Raw genomic sequence first — 21,149 nt, 5'->3', positions numbered from 1 at the left:
ATGTGGCTTTTCGTTCAGCGGACCAGTTGATCCGGTGTAAAGACTGACTGTTCAACTTGTTTTAAGGCATAAAAAGCACCTTGTCGTGCCATCAAATCGGCATACGTGCCAACTTCGACGACTTGACCTTGCTCCATGACAACGATTTGGTCCATCTCCTCGAGTCCTGCGAGACGGTGACTGACCAGCAACAACGTTGCATCCGCCGCACGTGCGAACAAGTGCTGTAAGATGGTCTGTTCCGTCAAGGCATCGACCGATGAGGTCGGTTCGTCGAGCAGGTAGAGCGGAGCTTGTCGTAAGAAAATCCGGGCAATCGCCAGCCGTTGTTTTTCACCGCCGGACAGGTTTTCCCCTTTTTCGAGCACCCGGTCGTCTAGAGCGAGCAACGAAAGACCCACTTGATTCAGTGCTTCAATCATCTGATCATCCGTTGCCTCGCTACTGGCCAGCTTCAAATTGTCGCGGATCGTTCCATAAAAGAAATGGTTTTGTTGCAAGACGACATTCGACTGTCGCCATACCGCTTCCGGATCAATCTCTTGGCCGGGCGTTCCCTCAATCCGGATCCCGTCTGCCGGATACATCCGCAACAACAGTTGCAGTAAGGTCGATTTCCCGGAGCCGCTCGCTCCGACGATGGCTGTTTTGTTGCCGGCAGGAAACGTCACGCTGACATCTCGTAAGACCGGACGTTCCTGATCGGGAAACGCAAACGTGACCTGTTCGGCCCGGAGTTCCGGTGCCCGCGTCAGCTCAAACGGACGATAGTTCGGTTCCACCGTCGCTTCGACCACATCATCGAGCCGTCGCGCCGCGTGGCGGCTGTCTTCAAAGAAGCCCGGCAAAATCGCCATTGGGGCTGCATTTTCAAACACCGTCAACGAGGTCATGACGAGTAAGGCCAGGAAAACACCTTCGAGCTGACCGTCAGCGACCAGATAAGCACCGAGACCAAGGACAATCCAGGAAATGATCAAGGTGGCAAGTGTGTTCCATGCAAGATTCGAGACGGCGTGCAGACCGTTACGTTTTTCTTCCGCGACGTATCGCGCTGCGACAGCATTCAGTTCTGCTTCCTTGTTTCCGAGTTGTTGGTAAATCTTTAAGTCCCGGTATCCTTGGAAGAGTTCTGTCACTTCCGTCGACAGTTCCCCGCGCCGTGCCCGAACGGACCGCGCAAAACGTTGTTCCCGGTAGGCAAACCAGCCGGGAATGATGAATCCCGTCAACAGAAGACCGATCACGAGGACAAGCGCAACACTGAGCGAAAAGAAGCTGACGAAAAAGATCGTACAAAGAAAAACGAGCACTAAGATGATCGGTGGATAAACAACACGTAGAAACGTATTTTGCAGACTTTCGACGTCGCCGACGATTCGTGCGAGCAGGTCGCCGCTCCGGTACTTGGCAAAGATGCCTGGTGCGAGCGGTTCAAGTCGTTTATAAAACGTCGTTCGTAAATCACTGAGAATCGTAAACGTCGCCCGGTGCGAATAATAGCGTTCGGCGTAACGACTCGCCGCCCGCGTCAAGCTGGACAGTTTCTGTAAGGCAATCAAGACAGCCAGTGTCTGGATCGGTGGCAACAGTGCTGCTTTCGAGATTAAAAATCCACTTGCCGCAAACAAACCGACCGCTGTGACTCCAGCCAGAACACCGAAGAAAATCGAGAAGACGATGTCTCGTTTTTGGTGCAACATCAAGCGAAAAATTCCCATCAACTCTTTCATCGTGTCTCCTCCCCTCGTTGAACGGCACGCATCATCGCATACTCCGATTCACGTCCCATCAACTCTTCATGTGTCCCTCGGTCGACAATCCGTCCTGCTTCCAGAATGACGATTTGATCCGATTGTTCAATCGTATGCAACCGGTGGGCGACCGTGATGACGGTCGCTTCACGTCCTAAAACCGTGATTGCTTCCTGCAACAACCGTTCCGTCTTGACGTCAAGACCGGTCGTCGGTTCATCAAACAAGATGATGTTTGGTCGTTTTAAGAACGCACGCGCCAAGGCAACGCGCTGCTTTTCTCCGCCGGATAATCCGCGTCCGCCTTCCCCGATCACTGTATCGAGTCCGTTCGGCAACTGTCCGATCAGTTCTGTCAGACCGGCGTCAGATGCGGCCTGTTCAATCGCTGAACGGGATGCTTCACGCAATTCACCAATCGCGATATTCTCCGCCAGCGTCCCGGCATACAAATACGGATGCTGGGAGATATAGCTCAGTTGGCGGAACCAGCTTGCTTCGGTGATCATCTGACGGGGTTGACCGTCAAGTAACAGTTGTCCGTCCTGCGGATCGGCGAGACCCGCGAGCAACTGAAGGACCGTCGATTTACCGGCACCGCTGCGACCGATCAACGCGACCTTCTGATACGGTTCGATTGCAAGATTCAGTTCGGCCATCGCAAACCGGGCATCGCGGTACGAAAAAGCGACGTCCTTTAATTCGATCTGTGGTGGACGGGCTGCCGGCAGTTCCGTCTGTCCGAAGACGACGCTCCGGTCATCTTCCGTCAGTTCCGCCGCAATCTGTTTCGCAGCCGCGACACTGCCCCGTCCTGTATGGAACGCTGCGCCCATTTCCTTTAACGCCAGATAGTATTCCGGCGCCAATACCAACATCAAAAAGGCCGGGACAAAGGTGATGCTTTGGAACAGAATCAAACGTAAGCTAACTTCAAGCGCAATCATTCCCATACTGAGCATCGAGATGAATTCGAGCATCAATGATGACAAGAAGGCAAGTTTCAGCACCGTCAACGTCGCATCCCGAAAGTCGAGGCTGCTCCGTTCGATGACGTCCTGTTGGGCCTTCGCCCGACCAAATAATTTCAACGTCGTCAGTCCCTGTAACGTATCCAGAAATGTTCCGGAGAAAGCATTCATCTTCTCCAGCTGCGTATCGGCCCGATTTTGGGTCATGATTCCGATGACGATGTAAAACAACGGAATGAACGGGGCTGTAATCATCATGACGAGTCCCGTGACCCAGTCATAGCTGAAGGCTGCGATCAGCACCATCAGCGGGACGATTGACGTCTGGATGACTTTCGGCATGTACTGACTGTAATAACTGTCCATCTCATCGACGGAATCCAGCAAGACACTGACCTTTTTTCCGGATTGTCCTTCGAGCATCGATTCAACGGAGTTTTTCGTATATTTCGCAACAAGTGCCTGGCGTAAGTCCTGTTTGACCCGTGCCGCAAGATTCGTCCCGAGACGTCCGTTCCAGTACGTGACGCCGACACGCAGGACAAGCATCCCGAGCAGGACACCAAGCAACGGAATGACTGCCGCGAACGGATCCCCTTGCAGGAAAATCCGATCGACGATGATGACGATCAAATAGGATTGACCGATGACGGCAACACCCATTAAGACGGCCGCCAGCACCAGTTGTATTAAAATTGAACGTGGAATCGTGATGATTCCTTTAAGTGGATTCATAATCAAACGCCCTTTCACAAAGTGTGAACGACTTTTAGTGAATATTTTCACATATCGTACATTCAGTATACCGAATCCATTCTATTGATGCCACGGGTATGCTGTCGAAAAGGTGTGACGGTTTTGTGAGAGACATTTTACTGGACAATCCATTGATCCGGTTGTATCGTGGACAATAGTTATCCACGTTATACAAAAAGGAGAATGTCTTATGCAAATGAAGACCGGTGTCGAACAATCCATCTATGCCATGCTGTTATTGACGTTTTTACCGGATAAAGGGGTCCTGCCGGGCGAATTCATCAGCCAACAACTCGGTGCTTCCCCGACCTACTTTCAAAAACTGCTCCGCAAGCTTGTTCATGCGGATCTGCTGATGTCCGTTCCCGGAGCCAAAGGCGGGTTCCGGCTGAAAGCTTCGCCGGAACAAATTCGTGTGTTTGATGTCTACGAAGCAATTGAAGGCAAACAATCTTTGTATGCGTCAAGCGGAGTCTTTGAAGATTTGATGGGGATCCAAAATCAAAACATCTGCTTATTGTCCGACTTGATGGCGGAAGCCGAACAGTCGTGGCAATCGACGCTCAAACGCGAGACGATCGATTCGATCCGCCGTGAAATTTATTTGAACTGTCCGCCCGACCATCTGACAAAACTGCAAAGCTTAATCGAAGAAAAAATGATTCGCAACTAAAAGGAGATTATTATGATGAACACTACTACACTCGACCGCTATTTTGATTTATTTGATGCTTCCCGGACCGACGAACAAGCTTTTACGGACTTGATTTCCCTGTTCTCGGATGAGATTACGTTTGTCCTCAACGGACAGGAACAACACGGGATTGACGCCTGGAAACAGTTTGTCCGGATGGTCTTTACCGCCAATCAGGACATCAAGCACATGCATGCAGGATGGTTGCCTTCCGAAACAGGCGATACGCTTGAAACACGCTGGGCCGTTTGCGGTAAGCGGGCGGACGGATCGGTCTTCACGCAAGACGGAACGGATATCGCCCGACTGGATGCAGACGGAAAAATCGTCTACCTCGCTAATGTCCCGGACGATACTACGATGTTCAACCAATACAACGATTAATCTAAAACAGGCATCACTTCGTTATGAAGTGGTGCCTGTTGCTCATGCTTATAAGTTCTTCGCTTTGAAGGTGTCGCCGCCTTCAATCGTTCCGTTGTCAAATCCTTTTTGGAACCAGCGTTCCCGTTGCGCAGACGTCCCGTGCGTAAAGCTTTCCGGCACGACATAGCCTTGTCCTTTCTCCTGTAACGTATCGTCGCCGACGGCATTCGCGGCACCAAGTGCCTCTTCCAAATCGCCTTCTTCCAGCAGATTTTGTCCTTGCGCGTGATGCGCCCAGACGCCCGCATAATAATCCGCCTGCAGTTCAAAACGAACGAGATACTTGTTAAATTTCTCTTCGCTCATCTTTTGACGAAGCGGCATGATTTCGTCTGATGTTCCGAGCAAGGTCTGGACATGGTGCCCGACTTCATGGGCGATGACATACGCCATCGCAAAATCACCCGGTGCGCCGTATTTCGTTTGCAACTCGTCATAAAAACTTAAATCGATGTATAATTTCTGATCCCCCGGACAATAAAAAGGCCCGACAGACTTCCCGGCTTCTCCACATGCGGAACTGACTTGATCCGTATAGAGGACAAGTGTCGGTTCTTGATAGGTCATGCCGTCCTGCTTAAACTCTTTTGTCCAGACTTTTTCCGTATCCGCCAAGACAACGGAAACGAAATCAGCCGCTTCTTTTTCTTCAGCCGTTTCCTGGTATTCCGTCTGATTCCCGTTCTCTGATTCTGTTAATCCCCCTAACAGATCAGCCGGATTGCCTCCCATCAAGGTCACGACAATCAGAATGATGATTCCGAGTCCGCCGCCGATTCCGGCAACTCCTTTTCCACCCATCCCCCGCCGGTCTTCAACGTTCGAACTTCTTTCTCTGCCCTTCCATTTCATACACGTTCCTCCTACTTAAATCTCAATGCATTTCTATACCCCATATTGTGTTACTTTAGGCGTGATTTCAGGTTTTAAAATTTAATTTTATTTTAAGTATCTTGAAGCTAAACAATCTGAATTCCTCGACCGATAGTCGTATACGTTTAGCATGTTTACTCGTGATTTGTTTCACTTTTAACTAAAAAATGGGGGAATTTTATTTTATGAAACGTCGAAATCAACTTATGCTTGGAATCAGCCTTTTTGTCGTCGTCTTGTCATTGATCATTCATGGTTTACACCGCTTCACAGCATTTGCGGACGGATATCAAATCACCCGTGGAAACGTCAGTGCCGCTTCACCAGTCGCGCTGACTTGGATCGCTTTGTTACCGGTGTTCTGTTTGCTTGCTGCTGCAGTCCTGTACCGGATGCACCCACGCAGTAAACACGTACCGCTTTTGTTGACACTGACGTTAACTTTTTCCAGTATGTCGATGATCGCTGGTGGAAACGGGCTCGTCGAATACCATTTCTCGATTTTTATGGTGTTGGCCTTGATTGCCTACTTCCGTCGGATTGATTTGATTCTTGTCAGTACCGTTCTGTTTGCCGTTCAACATTTTGCCGGCTTCTTTTTTGCACCGGCGTTGATTTGCGGGACGACCGGTTATCCGTTCAGCATTCTGATGATTCATGCCGTCTTCCTGATTTTGACGAGTGCTGCGCTCATCATTCAAATCAGTGTTCAGAATAAGGAACGTCAAGCGGCGTCACGCCGTGAAGCGGACGCAACGACGCTGATCACGAATGTCAGTCAACAGATTGAATCCCTGGTCGGTAGTTTGAAGACCAATACGATGCATTTACAACAGGCCGCTGTCCAATCGGTTGAAGCGACCAATCAAATCGCGACTGCCATTGCGCCGATCGTCCATTCTGCCGACGGTCAACACCAATCGATGCAACAAGGAACGGATCAGTTGCACCAGATCAATGCCGCCATCGCAACGATTCAGGCGAAAATGGCACGGACGGCCACGACGACGGAAAATATGACGAAAACCGCTTTGACCGGAAACGAAGAAATGCATCTGATGGACCGCCGGGTGGAAGCGATGGTCGAATCGACGAACGGTCTGCATACTTCTGTTACGGCAATGGCCAGCCGATCGGATAAAATCCAAAAAATCCTTGCCAGTCTGGAAGCGATCGCCGGCCAGACCAACTTACTGGCGTTAAACGCCGCCATCGAAGCCGCACGTGCCGGTGACGCCGGGCGTGGCTTTGCCGTCGTCGCGACGGAAGTTGGTCACCTCGCGGTCCAGTCCCGCAGCTATGCCAATGAAGTGACGGAAGTTTTACAAGCATTGATTGCCGATACCGATCAAATCAAGGAAACGGCAGCCAGTTATACGGCGACACTGTCGGAAAACCAGCAGATGACCAAGCGTGTCCGGCAGACGTTTGCTGACATCACACAACTGGTCCAGGAGGTCGAACAAAGCATCAGCTCGATTCAAACGGCCCGTCAAGGGGTCGGGGTCCAGATGCTTGATATCGAACAGCGGATGGAAACGACCCGAACCGCCTCGCTTGAAGTCCGCCACGGCATTGAATCGACCGCCGCCTCACTCGAACAACAAACGACCGTCCAACACGAATTTGAAACGATGACCCAGTCACTCGGTCAGATGACAAATTCTTTGGAACAATTGGTTGATGAATTGACCAATCACATCGAACGGTAATGTAAACCATGCAGACTCCTCCTTCAGACGGAGGAGTCTGTTGTCATTTTTGTTAAAATTAAGTGAAGCTGTTCTAGGAATCATCCCGGTACATCCCGAATAGTAAAAGAATTGACCTTTTTTTTGAGAGAGGAGTTCTTTGATGCAGACCTCACTACAATCACTACTCGATGCTGCCCGCAGATTTGGTCGAACCTACCGCAAAGATGCTCTCGTATTAACCGGCGTTCTCGTTTTGATTGTTCTGTACGGCGCCCCCCTGCTGAAACCGGGAATGGTCGTCTTCAGTGATATGTCATTTGGTCTCTCGTCCAATCGGTATCTCGAGGAAATTTTTGGCGCCTGGAACAACCGGTGGAGTACGACGACCTTGTTGAACGTCGCCCGTCTGATTTACATCTTTCCTTTTTATCTGCTCAGTCTGCTGTTTGGTGCGTCCGGTCCGATTCTGATCAAGTCGTTTATTTTTGGCTTGTTGATTGTGTCCGCTGTTTCGATGTTCGCTTTGACGAAACGGTTACATTCGGTCTACGTCTCACCTCACTTTTCTTTTTTATCACTCGTCGCCTTTGGTCTCGCCGCTTTGTTTTACGCCTTGAATCCATGGGTCATCACGCGGATCCAGCACATCTATCTCTTATGTGGCTACTCCGTCTTTCCACTTGCCTTGTTATTGTTTTTTAATATATTTGATCCCAAGTTCCGCGAACAGCTGAATCCGAACTTTTCCTTATCCGACCGGCTGTCGCGCCGGACATGGATCGACATTACCGGACTGTCCGTTGTCTTTGCTTTCATGGCGGCCGGCATCCATTACTTTTTCTTTTCCTTGATCTACATGGGGATCATGGTCGCCCTGATTTTTGCGAAGACCTTCTGGACACGTCGGAAGGAGCAAATCATTCAACCGTTGATCGGTTTTTATGTCCGCTCCACGATTGCCTTTTCGCTTGTTTTCCTGTTGTTTAATTCATACTGGTTTTTCATGTATGTCGGTTCCATCTTGACCGGATCACAAGCTTCGCAGCACAACATCAATGTCTCCGATACGTTGATGTTGTTCAGCCGTCATTCTTCATGGACGAATGTGTTTTATTTAACGAGCTACTGGTGGCCCATGTTTGATCTGACGACGTTACCGCTCAGTTTCTGGTTAGGCGGCGGCGTTATTCTGTTATTGATTTCGCTTGGTGCGTTCGTCTCCTATCGTCAGCCGATCCTGTTATTCTTCACCGGGCTCAGCATCCCGTTGATTGTGTTTGCGACAGGGACGCACGAGCAGGTCGCCGACTTCTTTGTCTTGTTCGTCACGAAGACGCCGCTGATCGGCGCCATGTTTCGGGACCCTAACAAGTTAGTCGGATTGCTGATGGTGAGCTATAGTTTGTTGCTCGCTTCAAGTCTCGCAACCGTATTCAACCGCCCTTCCAAAACGTTGCCGCTCCCGATTTACCGCCTGCTTGCAATCGGGACGACGGTCATCGCTCTCGGTTTGTTTTTCTGGCCGTACCGCGCCGTCTACATGGAAGGTTTTTATCATCCGGTGAAGATGCCGAAAGAATATACCGCCGTTCAAAAACTGATTGACGGGAAATGGCTTCAGTTTCCGATTGCGGATGAAATGACACAACCGAGTACCGGGGTCGCGACACCGACCTGGAATAAAAATCCGCATCCGGACGGCGAAACCAAAGCAACCGGCGATGTCCACGTCTACGGTTCGCAGGCAAACACCGTCTTTCACCACGAAGGTACCACCCAGACGGTCCGCTACATGATGACGTTCATGCAGTATTTGCTCGATACGGGTCGCTCCGATCAAGCCGGACAAATTGCACAGGCGTTTGGTCTGCAACAGTTTGCATACCGGACGGAATATACGGGCATGAAGGAGCGGCAAGCCTTCAACAAAAAGATTCTCGCAACCCAACGTGATCTACTCGCGACAAAACAAGTGGGTCTGTTTACGTTATTCGATTTAATCGAACCACTCGACACTCGGACCGTTCCGCAACTGATTTTGACACCGTACGGACTTGAGCGGTCGGTTACCTTCTCCACATTGGACGACTACGCCCTCGGTCCCCAGTCGATTTTATATGCGACGCAAGCTCATCAGGACGGGTTATCCTGGTTGAAACAAGATGACATCATCGAAATGGCGGAAGAAAACGATGTGTTGCTGAGCCAGGTTCCGGAACAGTACTACTGGAAACCGTTTGAGGCAATCGACTCCGCCAACTCGTTCCTGAACTGGGGCAAAACCTTTTTGGCAAACAGTGATTGGCGCTGGTATTTACGGACACAGGGGATCGCAAATCCGTCGTTTGATCTCGACTTCGGGGATGGAATCGGGTTGTCTTTCGCCTCGGCCAAGATCAATGCCCCCGTCTATAAACTTGATCAGTTGAAGACAAAACAAGTCGCGTCGTTCAACTCGATGCTTGAGGACGAGACGTTTTTCAAAGCGGATAATCCGGACATCGTCGACTTGTCGCCGAATCCCTTATCAAAAGAAAACAATCTGCCTGTCCTGCACGCAGAAGTCGCAGAAGGCGATCCGAAATACATTTGGCAAGTCGCAAAATCCGGCAAGCTGGACGCCTTACCGAACAATGCGTACCGGTTTGATATCACAGCGTCCGGTCGCGGCGTCGACCGGTTGCATGTCAAAGTCCGGTTTTATGATGCACAGGAGCGTGAGCTGAATCAGACGTATGTCGTCGCCCCACGCGATTCCGGTGACCTGGATGCGATCCATCTGCAAGGCGAATATGTCACCCCGAAAGACGCCAAGACGATGCGGATCGATTTGCTGAGTTTTCAGCGTCCGGAGCGGAAAACGTACTGGTGGGTCCACGATATCAAGATTTTCAGTTTCGAGGACTACATGGTACCGAACACGATTGAGATGACAAAAGAGACTACCCGCGGTCGTTATGCCGGTTATGCACGTGTCTTATTGAACCAAAACGGCGGCCAGCTTGACTTTGAATTCAACGATCAAACATTCTCGGTCAAGACGAAGCAAGCGGCAGGGGCAAAACTCGTTTGGGTGCCGCTTGGAAACCTCATCGCAGAAAACAGCAGTTCGACACTCCGTATCACGAATACGGCCGGCTTTAATGCCGTCCAAAATATCGTCTTGATTCCGAAAGCAGAATGGACGAAAGTTCAGGAACGACTGGACGAGAAGCTCGCCATCACCAAAACGTTGATGGTGCTCGAAGCAGAAACCGCCTTTGATTACGAGGGACATCTTCAATCCGAACGCAACTATCCCGGATTCAGTTTCGGAAAGGGTGTGGCTGCTCAAAACGGTGCGTTGCGTCGAACGATTGATGTACGTGAAGACGGCACTTACGACATCCAACTGAAGGCGACACGACCGACGAATCCAAAAGGACGTCTGACCGTCTTGCTGCGGGATGGAAAAGAAACAATCTACCGGCGTGTCTTGACAGCGCAGGATTTCAAAACGGTAGACATCCGAAAACAAGCGATTGGTCAAGAAACGGTGACCTTCGATCCGTTGCACCGGGATTTTCCGTATCAACTCGAATCCTTGCCGGATGTCTACTCGGCACTTCATCAGATTACGCTGGAAGACATCCCGTTGACGGGCGGTCGTTATGAAGTTGAACTGGTGTATGCGAGTGCCGTTCCGTCACTCGTTACGATGGACGATCTGCATCAATTTGATCCGAATGAAATCGTCACCGACAAGCCGCTTACGGAACCGGAAGCAGCCGCCAATTGTGCGACATGTGTCTCGATCACGGACGATATGTTCAGCGGGAGCGAAAAAGACGGTACGTATCGCATGGAATATGAAGCAACTTGTTCGTGTGACTGGTATATCTTCGCCTCTCAAAAAATCAAGGCACGTCCGAATCATGAATACTTGCTGCAGTTTGATGCGGTCAGTAAAAATGTCCGGCAACGCCACTTGAAAGTTTTTTATCTGGATGAAAAAGACCGTGTCATCGGGACTGATTTCATCAATGAAGTCGAGGAAGACAAAAAGAGCCGCTGGAATCATTACGAACAGATGATCATTCCTCCGAAAAAAACGGTCCGGATGCAGCTCCATATCTGGACACGCGGCAATGAAAAAAAGGCGGGCAGCTTACAGCTCAAAAATCTGGAGTTTCTCCCTTACGATCAACTGATCCTCGTCGACCAGTTCGTGATGGCAGAGCAGACCGGAAAACCGCTGTTTGCCAAAACACCGGCCGAGAAACTCGGCATCACTCCATCCTTGATGAATCGACACATCACAAGTGATGCGTCCCTTGGTCGTTTTACAGTCAACGATTCGCCGACACCGCTCTTTGAGTTACGGGACGGCGTCGAACCGATGCGGGGCAACATCGCGCTGAACGGCGTCAGCCAACTGTACCGCTCGACTCAATCAACGGCCGATGTCACCGTCGTCTTACGTCCCGTCTATTACGTCGGACTGACGGTCCTATTGCTCGCATTCCCCTTGAGCGGACTGCTGATCTGGTGGATGACGGGTCACCGGTTCGTAGCGGTTCGTCAACGGTTCCGCGCAAAACTGTCCTCAACGATTAGTCGCCCTAAAAAAACGAAGACATGACAAATACCCTGTACCGACCCGTTGCATAGCGAACCGGTACAGGGTATTTAACGATGGCGTCGATACAAAGCAATCATCGTCTTTAAAAAAGCAATCGAGTCCTTGACCAGATTGACGTGTGATCCTTCCCGCTCGATACAGGTCACAGGCTGTTGGAACACACGCAACCGCTCTTTTTTCGCGGCATACATCAATTCCAGATCAATCGCCAGACCACTCTCGACGTTTAAATACGGCAGGATCCGCGGGACGACACGACGATTGATGATTTTTAGACCGGTTTGTGAATCCGTCACCCCTTTTGGTAAAAAGGTCCGTGTCAGATTCCGTTTGGCAAAACTGAGCAAACGCCGGACAAGACCGCGGTCTTCGATCGTCAGGTCCTTCGTTCCGATGACGATATCATAATAATCGTTTTGGGCAATCGTCAACAGACGGGCGATGTCTTCTGTCTTAAACGAATTGTCGGCATCGACGAACACGTAATAATCACTCGAGATATTTTTCATCCCTTCGATGAAAAGTCCCGCTTTCCGAGTATTCCGTTCCACCTGATGGACTTCCAGATATCCGACTGTAAACAGTGTATCCGTCGCTTCCATGACGATGGACCGGTAGTCATGTAACAACGCCTTTGAACGGTCAGAAGAGGCATCATCAAAGAAGTTGATCGAGGCATGAATGTAATCTTCACTGATCAGCTCTGCCAAGGCTTCTAAAAATTGTTTTACATGCATAAAACGTTTCTCTTCGTTAAATATTGGTAATATAAAGGCTATAGTGTCTTTTAAAATGGGATATTCAGGATGGATGATATGTTGGATTTCAGCAAACAGTTCATTCGGGTAGCCCGCCCGGTAGGAAAAGGTGCGTAAAATGCCGTCCCCTTTTACTGCTTCGTAGGGGAAATCCCCTTTCATCCGCACGACATCTTTGATCAGCAGAATTTTGGCGCGCGAACGGATACTGCGGATTTGATTCACGATTTTCAACTCGTCTTCACGCGTCTGATAGTCGACGACATACAACTTGATATCATGTTCACCTTCCGCACTCTGCACTTCTGTAATGGCAATTTGTTCAAATGAAGCAGGACATTTACCAGGTTGTGTATAAAAGAGTACAGGATAATAGGAAATCAGGGTTTCGTAAGGAATGTTCCGTCCGTGGTCCGTAAAGACTGCGATATGACCTTGATTCATACTGATTCATCCTTTCCGTATCATTCAAACGATTGATGGGAGGTGTTCCGATGACTGGTTTTCTAAACCGTCATGCGGTAATTTTGATTTTTCCGGTTCTCGATATTTTATTGAACATCGTCAACTATGCCTATCACTTGTTGTTAGCCCGTCAATTATCAAGTGTCGACTATGGATTTTTAAACGGTTATCTCGCTTTACTGGGTCTGCTCCTGATCATCGGAAGCGCCTTGCAGTGGACGGTCACACGCGATCTCAGTCAACATTTAACGAATCATTATCGTGTTTTACGAAACCGGTTGTTGGCTGTCGTCGGAGTCATTTTACTTATCTTACTGTATGTCTTACCTAACCTTCTACCTTTTACCAGAATAAACCTTCTTCTTGTTGTGCTTACAGTCTTCTTCCATATCTTATTATCTTTCCGGCGTGGTGTCATTCAAGCGCAAGAACGTTTTTACGCCCTGAACCTTTCGTATTATGTTGAATCGTTAACAAAAGTGATGGCCACCTGGTTCTTGCTTCAGTATACGAATGTGACGCTTGCCTTAACCTTTATCTTGATCGGGATGCTGATGGCTTATCTTGTCAGCCTGCTTCAGACACCGTTCCCAGAGAGTACCGGTCCAACCCGGTGGCACGGTTTGACACATATGATTCACACCCAAGTCGTCATGACCCTCTTCTTTACACTCGACAGCCTGCTCGTGACACGGTTTTTCCCGACATTTGCCGGCGACTATTCCGTCGCCTTGCGGTTCGGTCAGTTGTTGTTGTTTGTCGCCCTTTCCTTATCGCAGCTTCTTTTACCGCGCCTTAGCAGCCTTAATCACCAACAGTCCTTTCACATTTGGGAACGTAAGTTGTACCTGTTTCTATTAAGTGGTCTTGCCTGTGCCGTCCTCTTTTACGTCACAGTGGTCCCGTATCTCATTCCCTGGTTATTCGGATCCGGTTATGACTTAGCCGGACAGTATGTCAAATACATGGTGCTCGTCTACGCCGGCATCACCCTGATCCAGTACGAAGCACTTGTCCAATTTTCGCTGCACCGGACAAGCTATCTGAAATGGTTCTGGGGGATTCTCGTCTTATTGGTCCTCTCCCTTATGTTCGTCCGCCAAACGGTTGAAATTTGGTTGACCGGGCAAGCGGTCGTCTTGTTAGGAAGTGCCTTTGTCCTGAGATTCATTTTGCCAAAACAGCGATTGATTGCGAAAAAGGAGGAGCATTTATGAAACCCCATCTCTTATTTTTATCGTGGCGTGACATCAAACACCCGAAGGCCGGTGGTGCCGAGGTCTTTACACACGAAATGCTTCGCCGTGTCGCGGATGACTATACGATCACGCACATTTCCCCCGCCTTTGAAGGGGGACATGACGTCGAATTTTTAGACGGCATCACGTACGTCCGCCACGGTACACTCGCAACCGTCATTCCGTATGCGGCTTCTTACTATTACAAACACGCTTCATCGATCGATCTCGTCGTCGATCAGGTCAACACCCATCAGTTCTTCACGCCGTTGTATGTTCCACGTGCTAAGCGTGCCCTGTTCATTCATCAATTCACGCGTGAAATCTGGCAGATCAACGTCAAGCGCCCGTATGCCTGGCTCGGCGAACAGACCGAGACGCCCCGGCTCCAGTTGTATCGTCACGGACGCGCCTTGACGGTCAGTCAGTCGACGGCGGATGACTTACGCTCCATCGGCTTTTCCAAACAACAGATCACGATTCTGCCCGAAGGACTCGATTTTGTTCCTTGGAAAGAAGACACCTGGCAGCCGAAAGAGCCGGTCCCGACCTTTTTATACGTCGGACGGATGTCTGCTTATAAAGGAATCGACGATGCCATTCAGGCCTTCGTCATCCTAAAACAAGAATTTCCGACAGCGAAGTTTTGGGTCATCGGCAAAAAAGATGAGCGCTATATCCAACAGCAGCTGGACCCGCTTGTCCCGGAAGAGATTCGGGGAGACATTACGTACTTCGGCTTTGTCAGCGCAGAGGAAAAGCTAGAACGAATGAGTCGGGCGACCGCCCTTCTCTTCCCTTCCAAACGGGAAGGCTGGGGATTGACGGTCAGTGAAGCGGCCGCTGTCGGCACACCGACGATCGTTTATGACGCCCCCGGTTTACGAGATGCCGTCCAGTACGGGATGGCGGGTTATATGACTGTCGCCCAGTCGCCCGGTGCGCTCGCTTCCGAAATGCGTTCCTGCATTCAAGACACCGAACAATACGACACGATTCGTTATGCTGCCTATCGCTTCGCCCAGACGCTGCACTGGGATAACACCGGTCAACATTTTCGAAACTGGCTCCAGAACGAACTTCCACTACCTGATGTGAAGGAGGAGTATGTATGATTGGAATCGCGATGTCGACGTATCAAAATGAAGCCATTATCGAAGAAACGATTCGTTCTCTCCAAGCCCAAGCTTCACCTTTTCGTTGTATCATTGCCGACGATGGATCGACTGATCAAACGGTCGAGACAATCAGACGGTTAACACAACACGATGAACGCTTTGAGGTCATCGCGTTGCCGCATGGCGAACGCGGGATTGCGCGAAAGACGGCCATCGATCGTCTAAAAGCACTCGACGTCGATTATCTGTATATCATCGATTCGGATATGGTGCTGTCGGATGACCTCTTGAAGAGTTGTCTGTTGTACCTCGAAGCCCATCCGGATATCGGAGCACTTGTCATCCCGGAACAGGCATACAGCGACCATTCGAATTTTTTCAGCCAGGTCAAAGTGTTCGAACGGAACCTGTTTAACATTCCGACCGATCAGCTTGATGCCAATTCGATCGAAGCCGCCCGTTTTTGGCGGCTCGACGCCTATGTGACTTCGGGTGAAATTGATCCGACACAAATCAGTTTTGAGGAAACCCAACCCACCATCCGTTACCTGGAGCAAGGAGGGCAAATCCGGCGGGCGACCTTCACTTTCGTCCGGCACAATGAAAAACAGGTCGAACTGACCGACCTGCTCCAAAAGAAACGCTATTACTTTGACGTCATGCCGACGACGCTTCAAAACGAAGACGGCGGACTGGCAAAGGCGTTGCAACGCTGGTACTTTTTCCGACCTGTTTTGTATCATAAAACGAATCTCAAAAAATACGTGCGTCATCCGCTTCTCGCTGCCGGTGTGATCTACATGTACATCCGCCTCAGCTTCATCGGAGTCGAGTCGCTTGTCTTCAAACGTGTTTCATGACCGTTCCATTCATTGATTGGTACAAGATATAGGTTCCGAATTGCGTCGGAAACTCAAAACGGTGCAAGCCGTTCATTTCATCATCCGGCGCTTCTTGATTCGGAATTTCCAGCGCACGGCGACCAACAATCGTTCCATCCTCAAAAAATAAACAATAAGGACGATTGGCATTGGTTAAAATCCCGTTAAACATGACACCGATATTGTTTTTCCGGTGTTTCGTCTCCACCACTTCCGCTCCGATTTTTTTCATGATCCGAAGAATCGTTTCGTCAACTTTCAACGGTTTCGTCATCAAGCGGCTGATGTTGCCCGAATTGACGGCAGCGAGCAACGTATGCAATTGCATGTAATCCGTCAGAACAATTTGTTTGGTCAACGGGTACAAGCGCGTGACCTTTTTCAGCAGTTCAACCCCATCGAGTTGCGGCAAGCGTAATTCAGTCACGATGACATCCACGTCTTGTGCTTCGAGGACCGATAAAGCTTCTTCTGCCGAGGCGGCTTCTGCTACTTCTTGATTCTGTTCCAGTAACTTCCGTTGCAAAATCTTTCTTGTCGGCTCGTGCGCATCAACTAATAAGTACAGTGCCATCTTTAAAACCTCCAGTTCAGAAAGGGTGTTGGATGATGTATATTCTCTTATTATCAGGTGGATCCGGAAAACGACTTTGGCCGCTGTCAAACGATTTGAATTCCAAACAGTTCCTGCGCATTCTTGAAGATGCCGATGGACACAAACAATCAATGATGGAACGGGTGTTTCAACAGTTAGAAGCGAGCGGTTTAGCGGACCGGACCGTCATCACGACGACGGAAGCCCAACTCGATGCGATTGAACATCAACTCGGCACCAAGGTGTCCGTCATCCATGAACCGTCTCGGCGGGATACGTTCCCGGCCATCATGCTCGCAACGAGTTATCTGGCAGAACGAATTGATCCAACGGAAACGATCATCGTCATGCCGGTTGATCCTTACGTCGACGCTTCCTTTTTCCAGCGGTTTTCTGCGCTCGATGCGGCCGTTCAGGCTCACCCTGACGCGCTTCATTTAATGGGAGTCGAACCGCTTCATCCAACTTCTAAATACGGCTATATCATTCCTGAATCGACAAGCACGATGTCTCCGGTCCAACAATTTCGTGAAAAACCCTCCTTGGAGACTGCAGTCGAGTTGATTGATCAAGGAGCGTTGTGGAATTGCGGGGTCTTCGCCTGCCGGCTTGACTTCTTGACGGAACGACTGAACGAGCAACAGGTGCCTGTTACGTATCAGGCATTGCGAACGGCGTATGATTCGCTTGAGAAAACATCGTTTGATTATGCCGTCGTCGAGAAAACAACCAACTTATTTGTTCATCGGTATGAAGGATACTGGAAAGATCTCGGGACGTGGAATACCCTGACGGAAGAAATGCCGAGTTCGATTCATGGCAATGCACGGTTGATTCATTCCACCAATACGCATATCGTCAATGAATTACAAGTTCCTGTCCTCGGAATCGGCTTGACTGACTTAATCGTTTCAGTCAGTCCCGATGGTGTCCTCGTTTCGTCAAAGGAGGAAACGCCCCATCTTAAAGATTATCTTGTTGATCAAGAACTGCCTCCGCAATTTGAATGGAAACGCTGGGGGTATGCCACGATTCTTCATCAACAACAATTGGACGACGGGCGATATGCCGTGACACGCCGGCTGCATATCCAAGCCAACCATCAGATCAGCCATCATTACCATGCTCAGACAGACTCGACGTGGAGCATTCTTCAAGGACAAGCCGAAGCAATCATCGATGGGCAACATCAATTGCTTGGTCCGACTTCCGTCGTCCACATTCCACGCGAAGTGCCGCATACATTAAAAACATTGAGTGACTTGATCATGATCGAAATCAAATACTCCATCGACTGGACGGAGGAAGACAACTATCCGCTTCCGATTTCACTCGGTTCGAATTAACAGTGGCACGTATCGCAAAGGCGATACGTGCTTTTAACTTGGAAACACCTCACTGGTCACGCACGCCAGTTGTCCGGAGATCCGGTATTCTCCTGCCGAACAGGGAATGAAATACTGATCGCCTTTTTGTAACTGGCGTTGTTCGGAACCGTCAGCTGCACATACTTCACCTTGACCTGACACGACGGTCAGCAATCGAAACGTCGGGCTGTCGGATAAGCAGTACTCCGTCCCCTTGATGTCATGATGGATGACCGTGAAGAAGGGGACTTCCAACAATGTCGTTTTTGTTCCGGAAGCCGTCGTCTCTCGAATCGGTCGGATGGTCAACGGTTCATCCGGAATCGTCGTAACGGCGATTGCTTTTTCGAGGTGCAGCTCACGGCGGTTTCCATCGGCGTCGAGACGGTCATAATCATACAGTCGATACGTCCGGTCACTCATTTGTTGAATTTCGAGCAACACGATTCCCGATCCAAGGGCATGAATCGTTCCACTCGGAATGTAAATGAAATCCCCTTTTTGGACAGATTGATGACGAAGGCAGGCATCCCATTCCTTCCGCTCCGCACACGTCACGAGTTCTTCGCGACAAGACAGATGGTGACCAACAATGACTTCCGCTCCTTCCTCCGCCTCGAGGATATACCAACATTCATTTTTTCCGTACGGTTCGCCTTCCAACCGTTTCGCATCTTCATCATTCGGATGGACTTGAACGGACAAATACGAGGAGGAATCGAGCAGCTTAACGTGTAAAGGGAACGCCTCCAGTGCGTATGGACCAAATAAACTTGTCCGGTGGGTCTGCCACAATTGATCGAGCGTCTGTCCTTGATAAGGACCGTCCGCTAAAGGAGTTCGTCCGCTCGGATGTGCCGAAACCGTCCAGCATTCTCCGATTGATCCTGCCGGTAAATCGAAATGAAACAACTCTTCAAGACGACGACCACCCCAAATCCGTTCTTTGAATACTGGCTCGATTTTATACATAGACACAGCGAACTCCTTGATTGAAAAAGGAGTAACGCCCACCTCCATTTCTTCAATTCGTTACCTTTCTATACCCATTTATATACATTTATCAACAAAAGAATGGCACGCCACAGAAAAAAATCCCGCCTCGATGATAGACGGGATTTCGTTCTTGGTTCATGCGATTTTTACAACGCTTCGATGATCGTCAGCGGATCTGTCCGTTTTGTATAATCAGCCGGGACGTCCGCAAATGAAACTTTACCGGACGGCTGAATGATGAACGTTGCTGGTTTTGGCAACTGCCAGTCCTCGTTGCCGTTATGACCGGCAACGTCAAGACCGGATGCCTTGTACACGTCAATTAAATAGTCCGGCATATCAAACACAAGGTCGAACTGACGGGCGACGACGTTATCGACATCACTCAACACCTGAAAGGCCAGGTCATTTTTTTCCTGTGTCGAGAGCGAGTGATCCGGTGTTTCCGGACTGATCGCCACAAGCGCTGCTCCTTTTGCCTCAATTTTCTCTAATTCCCGTTGGTAGGCCCGGAGCTCCAGATTACAATATGGGCACCAGCCACCGCGATAAAACGTCACGATGACGGGACCGTCTTGCAGCAGCTCCTCTAACGACACCGACTGACCGGATGCATTCGGCAATGTGAAGCGGGGTGCCTCATCTCCGACAGTCAATCCTTTGGCGCCGTCTGATGCGGCTAACTCATTTGTCGCTTGTGCCATCAACCGTTGTTTTTCCTGCGGTGCCTTTTGACGAAACTGTTCTTGATACGCGCGGATTTCTTCTAATAGTGTTGACATGACTTTCCCTCCCTACTTTCGTCCTAGCATAGCAGGGAGGGGAAAATCTGTCCGTTATTTTGCTCCGTCTGATTTCTTGCGGAACTTTTTGATGAAGCCCATCAAGCTTTCCGGCGTCAGTTCCAATTTATTTTCGTAAGCGTACTTCGTCCCGTATCCGAGTGCAAGTGTCGCCGTCGAGGCGACGCCGGCTCCGATGACGGCCCCGTACCCGGGAACCATCTTCGCCAATTGCCGGAACGCCGTTTTTCCGGAGTTGCCGACAATCGTCACGACCAGCAACTCCTTTGCACTTTCCTTCGAAAGATTCCGCTCGTACAAGTTCGACAGTTTCAGCATCAGCCCGATTTGAATCGATGTCAACGGAATGATGTCGGCTCCCGGAAACGGGACGGCCCCAATCGCTCCTGCCGCGGTCCCTGCTCCGACGATCCAGTTGTTCGCGATTTTCCCCCGCAACGCCGGATCGATCTCGCGAACAAACAGATTATCCTTGTTGAACTTTTTTAGGATGTCGAGCACCTCTCGCCGCAGACGGTCAATGTTCGTCCCGTCCATCGCGGAGACCGGCACGACTTTGGGTCCCGGTAACTTCGATTCGATATGCGTCAGAATCGTCGTGAGGTCATTCGTCGCATCGATTTTCGTGACGACGATGACGATGTTTTTATTGTGGGCATAAATCTTCTTGAAGTTTTTTGTTTCCGTTTCCGATAAGACGGTTCCGGCGGCGTTCAAGAAGTAGAGGATGACATCCGCACTTTGGTAAAACTTCCATGTCGTGTCCGAGTTTAAGCTGTTCGCATCGTTCAGTCCCGGCGTATCGACGAAGACGACCTTATCTTCCGGATGTTGCCGGATTTGATCAATCCGCGTCGTTTCCCCCGGCTTTGCTCCAACGGTCGCCACTTCCCGACCAAGGATCGCATTCAGCGTTGAGGATTTGCCCGCATTGACGTCCCCGATCAAGGCGACGGTCACTTCCTGTTCAAGTGACTGGTTAAAGTCGCGGCGTTCCGACTCAAACGATTGGTCAAACACTTCTTCGAGTTTTCGTTTTCGTTTCTGCTCATTGGTCTCAAGACCTTCTCCAAAAAAATCATCCATCTTTATCCCTCCTGAAAATACCTGCTGTCGGTCTTTTCCCGTTCTCCATTGAA

General features: G+C 49.9%; 16 protein-coding genes. 8 read left to right on the top strand and 8 right to left on the bottom strand.

The features are described 5' to 3' along the window. Positions 1–14 precede the first annotated feature (14 nt). A complete protein-coding gene (gene cydC / locus KNP87_RS12060) occupies positions 15–1,733 on the bottom strand; it encodes a thiol reductant ABC exporter subunit CydC (protein WP_214721827.1) in 1,719 nt (572 codons plus the stop codon). Next, entirely contained in the window at positions 1,730–3,460 is a 1,731-nt protein-coding gene (gene cydD, locus KNP87_RS12055) for a thiol reductant ABC exporter subunit CydD (protein WP_214721826.1), read from the bottom strand. Before cydD ends, cydC begins: the two co-directional genes overlap by 4 nt. Before the next feature lie 211 nt (positions 3,461–3,671). On the opposite strand from cydD, the gene KNP87_RS12050 reads away from it, so the two are divergent. Both KNP87_RS12050 and KNP87_RS12045 read left to right on the top strand, forming a co-directional pair. Then, a complete protein-coding gene (locus tag KNP87_RS12050; protein WP_028107202.1) occupies positions 3,672–4,154 on the top strand; it encodes an RrF2 family transcriptional regulator in 483 nt (160 codons plus the stop codon). 15 nt (positions 4,155–4,169) lie between these two features. Then, positions 4,170–4,559 (top strand): nuclear transport factor 2 family protein, encoded by a 390-nt coding sequence (locus KNP87_RS12045; protein ID WP_251135581.1) that lies wholly within the window; start codon positions 4,170–4,172, stop codon positions 4,557–4,559. 48 nt (positions 4,560–4,607) lie between these two features. Here the strand turns inward: KNP87_RS12045 and ypfJ are convergent, their stop codons facing one another. Further along, a complete protein-coding gene (gene ypfJ / locus KNP87_RS12040) occupies positions 4,608–5,453 on the bottom strand; it encodes a KPN_02809 family neutral zinc metallopeptidase (RefSeq protein WP_028107204.1) in 846 nt (281 codons plus the stop codon). A 206-nt stretch (positions 5,454–5,659) separates the two neighbouring features. Here ypfJ and KNP87_RS12035 point away from each other — a divergent pair, with 206 nt between their 5' ends. Together KNP87_RS12035 and KNP87_RS12030 are read left to right on the top strand one after the other, a co-directional pair. Then, positions 5,660–7,186, top strand: a complete 1,527-nt coding sequence (locus KNP87_RS12035; protein ID WP_214721824.1) for a methyl-accepting chemotaxis protein — start codon at positions 5,660–5,662, stop codon at positions 7,184–7,186. Positions 7,187–7,328: 142 nt separating this feature from the next. Next, on the top strand, positions 7,329–11,789 hold the full coding sequence (locus KNP87_RS12030) for a glucosyltransferase domain-containing protein (RefSeq protein ID WP_214721823.1): 4,461 nt from the start codon (positions 7,329–7,331) through the stop codon (positions 11,787–11,789). Between the two features lie 47 nt (positions 11,790–11,836). Here KNP87_RS12030 and KNP87_RS12025 read toward each other — a convergent pair whose 3' ends face one another. After that, complete coding sequence (locus KNP87_RS12025) at positions 11,837–12,991, bottom strand: glycosyltransferase (RefSeq protein ID WP_035414293.1); 1,155 nt, start codon at positions 12,989–12,991, stop codon at positions 11,837–11,839. A 50-nt stretch (positions 12,992–13,041) separates the two neighbouring features. Here KNP87_RS12025 and KNP87_RS12020 point away from each other — a divergent pair, with 50 nt between their 5' ends. From KNP87_RS12020 to KNP87_RS12010, 3 genes are read left to right on the top strand one after another with little or no spacing between them, the layout of a single operon-like run. Then, on the top strand, positions 13,042–14,229 hold the full coding sequence (locus KNP87_RS12020) for a lipopolysaccharide biosynthesis protein (protein WP_028107207.1): 1,188 nt from the start codon (positions 13,042–13,044) through the stop codon (positions 14,227–14,229). Then, positions 14,226–15,365, top strand: a complete 1,140-nt coding sequence (locus tag KNP87_RS12015; protein WP_214721822.1) for a glycosyltransferase family 4 protein — start codon at positions 14,226–14,228, stop codon at positions 15,363–15,365. Before KNP87_RS12020 ends, KNP87_RS12015 begins: the two co-directional genes overlap by 4 nt. Further along, on the top strand, positions 15,362–16,228 hold the full coding sequence (locus KNP87_RS12010) for a glycosyltransferase family 2 protein (RefSeq protein ID WP_028107209.1): 867 nt from the start codon (positions 15,362–15,364) through the stop codon (positions 16,226–16,228). The genes KNP87_RS12015 and KNP87_RS12010 overlap by 4 nt, the downstream gene beginning before the upstream one ends. Here the strand turns inward: KNP87_RS12010 and KNP87_RS12005 are convergent. After that, the gene (locus KNP87_RS12005) at positions 16,212–16,823 is read right to left on the bottom strand and encodes a response regulator (protein ID WP_026834250.1); all 612 of its coding nucleotides are present in this window, start codon (positions 16,821–16,823) and stop codon (positions 16,212–16,214) included. The two genes, KNP87_RS12010 and KNP87_RS12005, sit on opposite strands and share 17 nt — an antisense overlap. A gap of 35 nt (positions 16,824–16,858) precedes the next feature. On the opposite strand from KNP87_RS12005, the gene KNP87_RS12000 reads away from it, so the two are divergent. Continuing rightward, complete coding sequence (locus tag KNP87_RS12000) at positions 16,859–18,190, top strand: sugar phosphate nucleotidyltransferase (RefSeq protein WP_214721821.1); 1,332 nt, start codon at positions 16,859–16,861, stop codon at positions 18,188–18,190. A 33-nt stretch (positions 18,191–18,223) separates the two neighbouring features. On the opposite strand, the gene KNP87_RS11995 is transcribed toward KNP87_RS12000, so the two are convergent. From KNP87_RS11995 to KNP87_RS11985, 3 genes are all read right to left on the bottom strand, one after another. Continuing rightward, positions 18,224–19,183, bottom strand: coding sequence for a type I phosphomannose isomerase catalytic subunit (locus KNP87_RS11995; protein ID WP_214721820.1), 960 nt, complete (start codon positions 19,181–19,183; stop codon positions 18,224–18,226). Between the two features lie 170 nt (positions 19,184–19,353). Continuing rightward, entirely contained in the window at positions 19,354–19,989 is a 636-nt protein-coding gene (locus KNP87_RS11990) for a peroxiredoxin-like family protein (RefSeq protein WP_214721819.1), read from the bottom strand. A 54-nt stretch (positions 19,990–20,043) separates the two neighbouring features. Continuing rightward, positions 20,044–21,096, bottom strand: a complete 1,053-nt coding sequence (locus KNP87_RS11985; protein WP_026834254.1) for a YcjF family protein — start codon at positions 21,094–21,096, stop codon at positions 20,044–20,046. Positions 21,097–21,149: the final 53 nt, after the last annotated feature.

This window comes from Exiguobacterium sp. s192, from assembly GCF_018618795.1.
GTDB classification, from domain to species: domain Bacteria; phylum Bacillota; class Bacilli; order Exiguobacteriales; family Exiguobacteriaceae; genus Exiguobacterium_A; species Exiguobacterium_A undae.
Note: the sequence above shows the minus strand (reverse complement) of the source record. Positions and strands in the feature narration are given on the sequence as shown.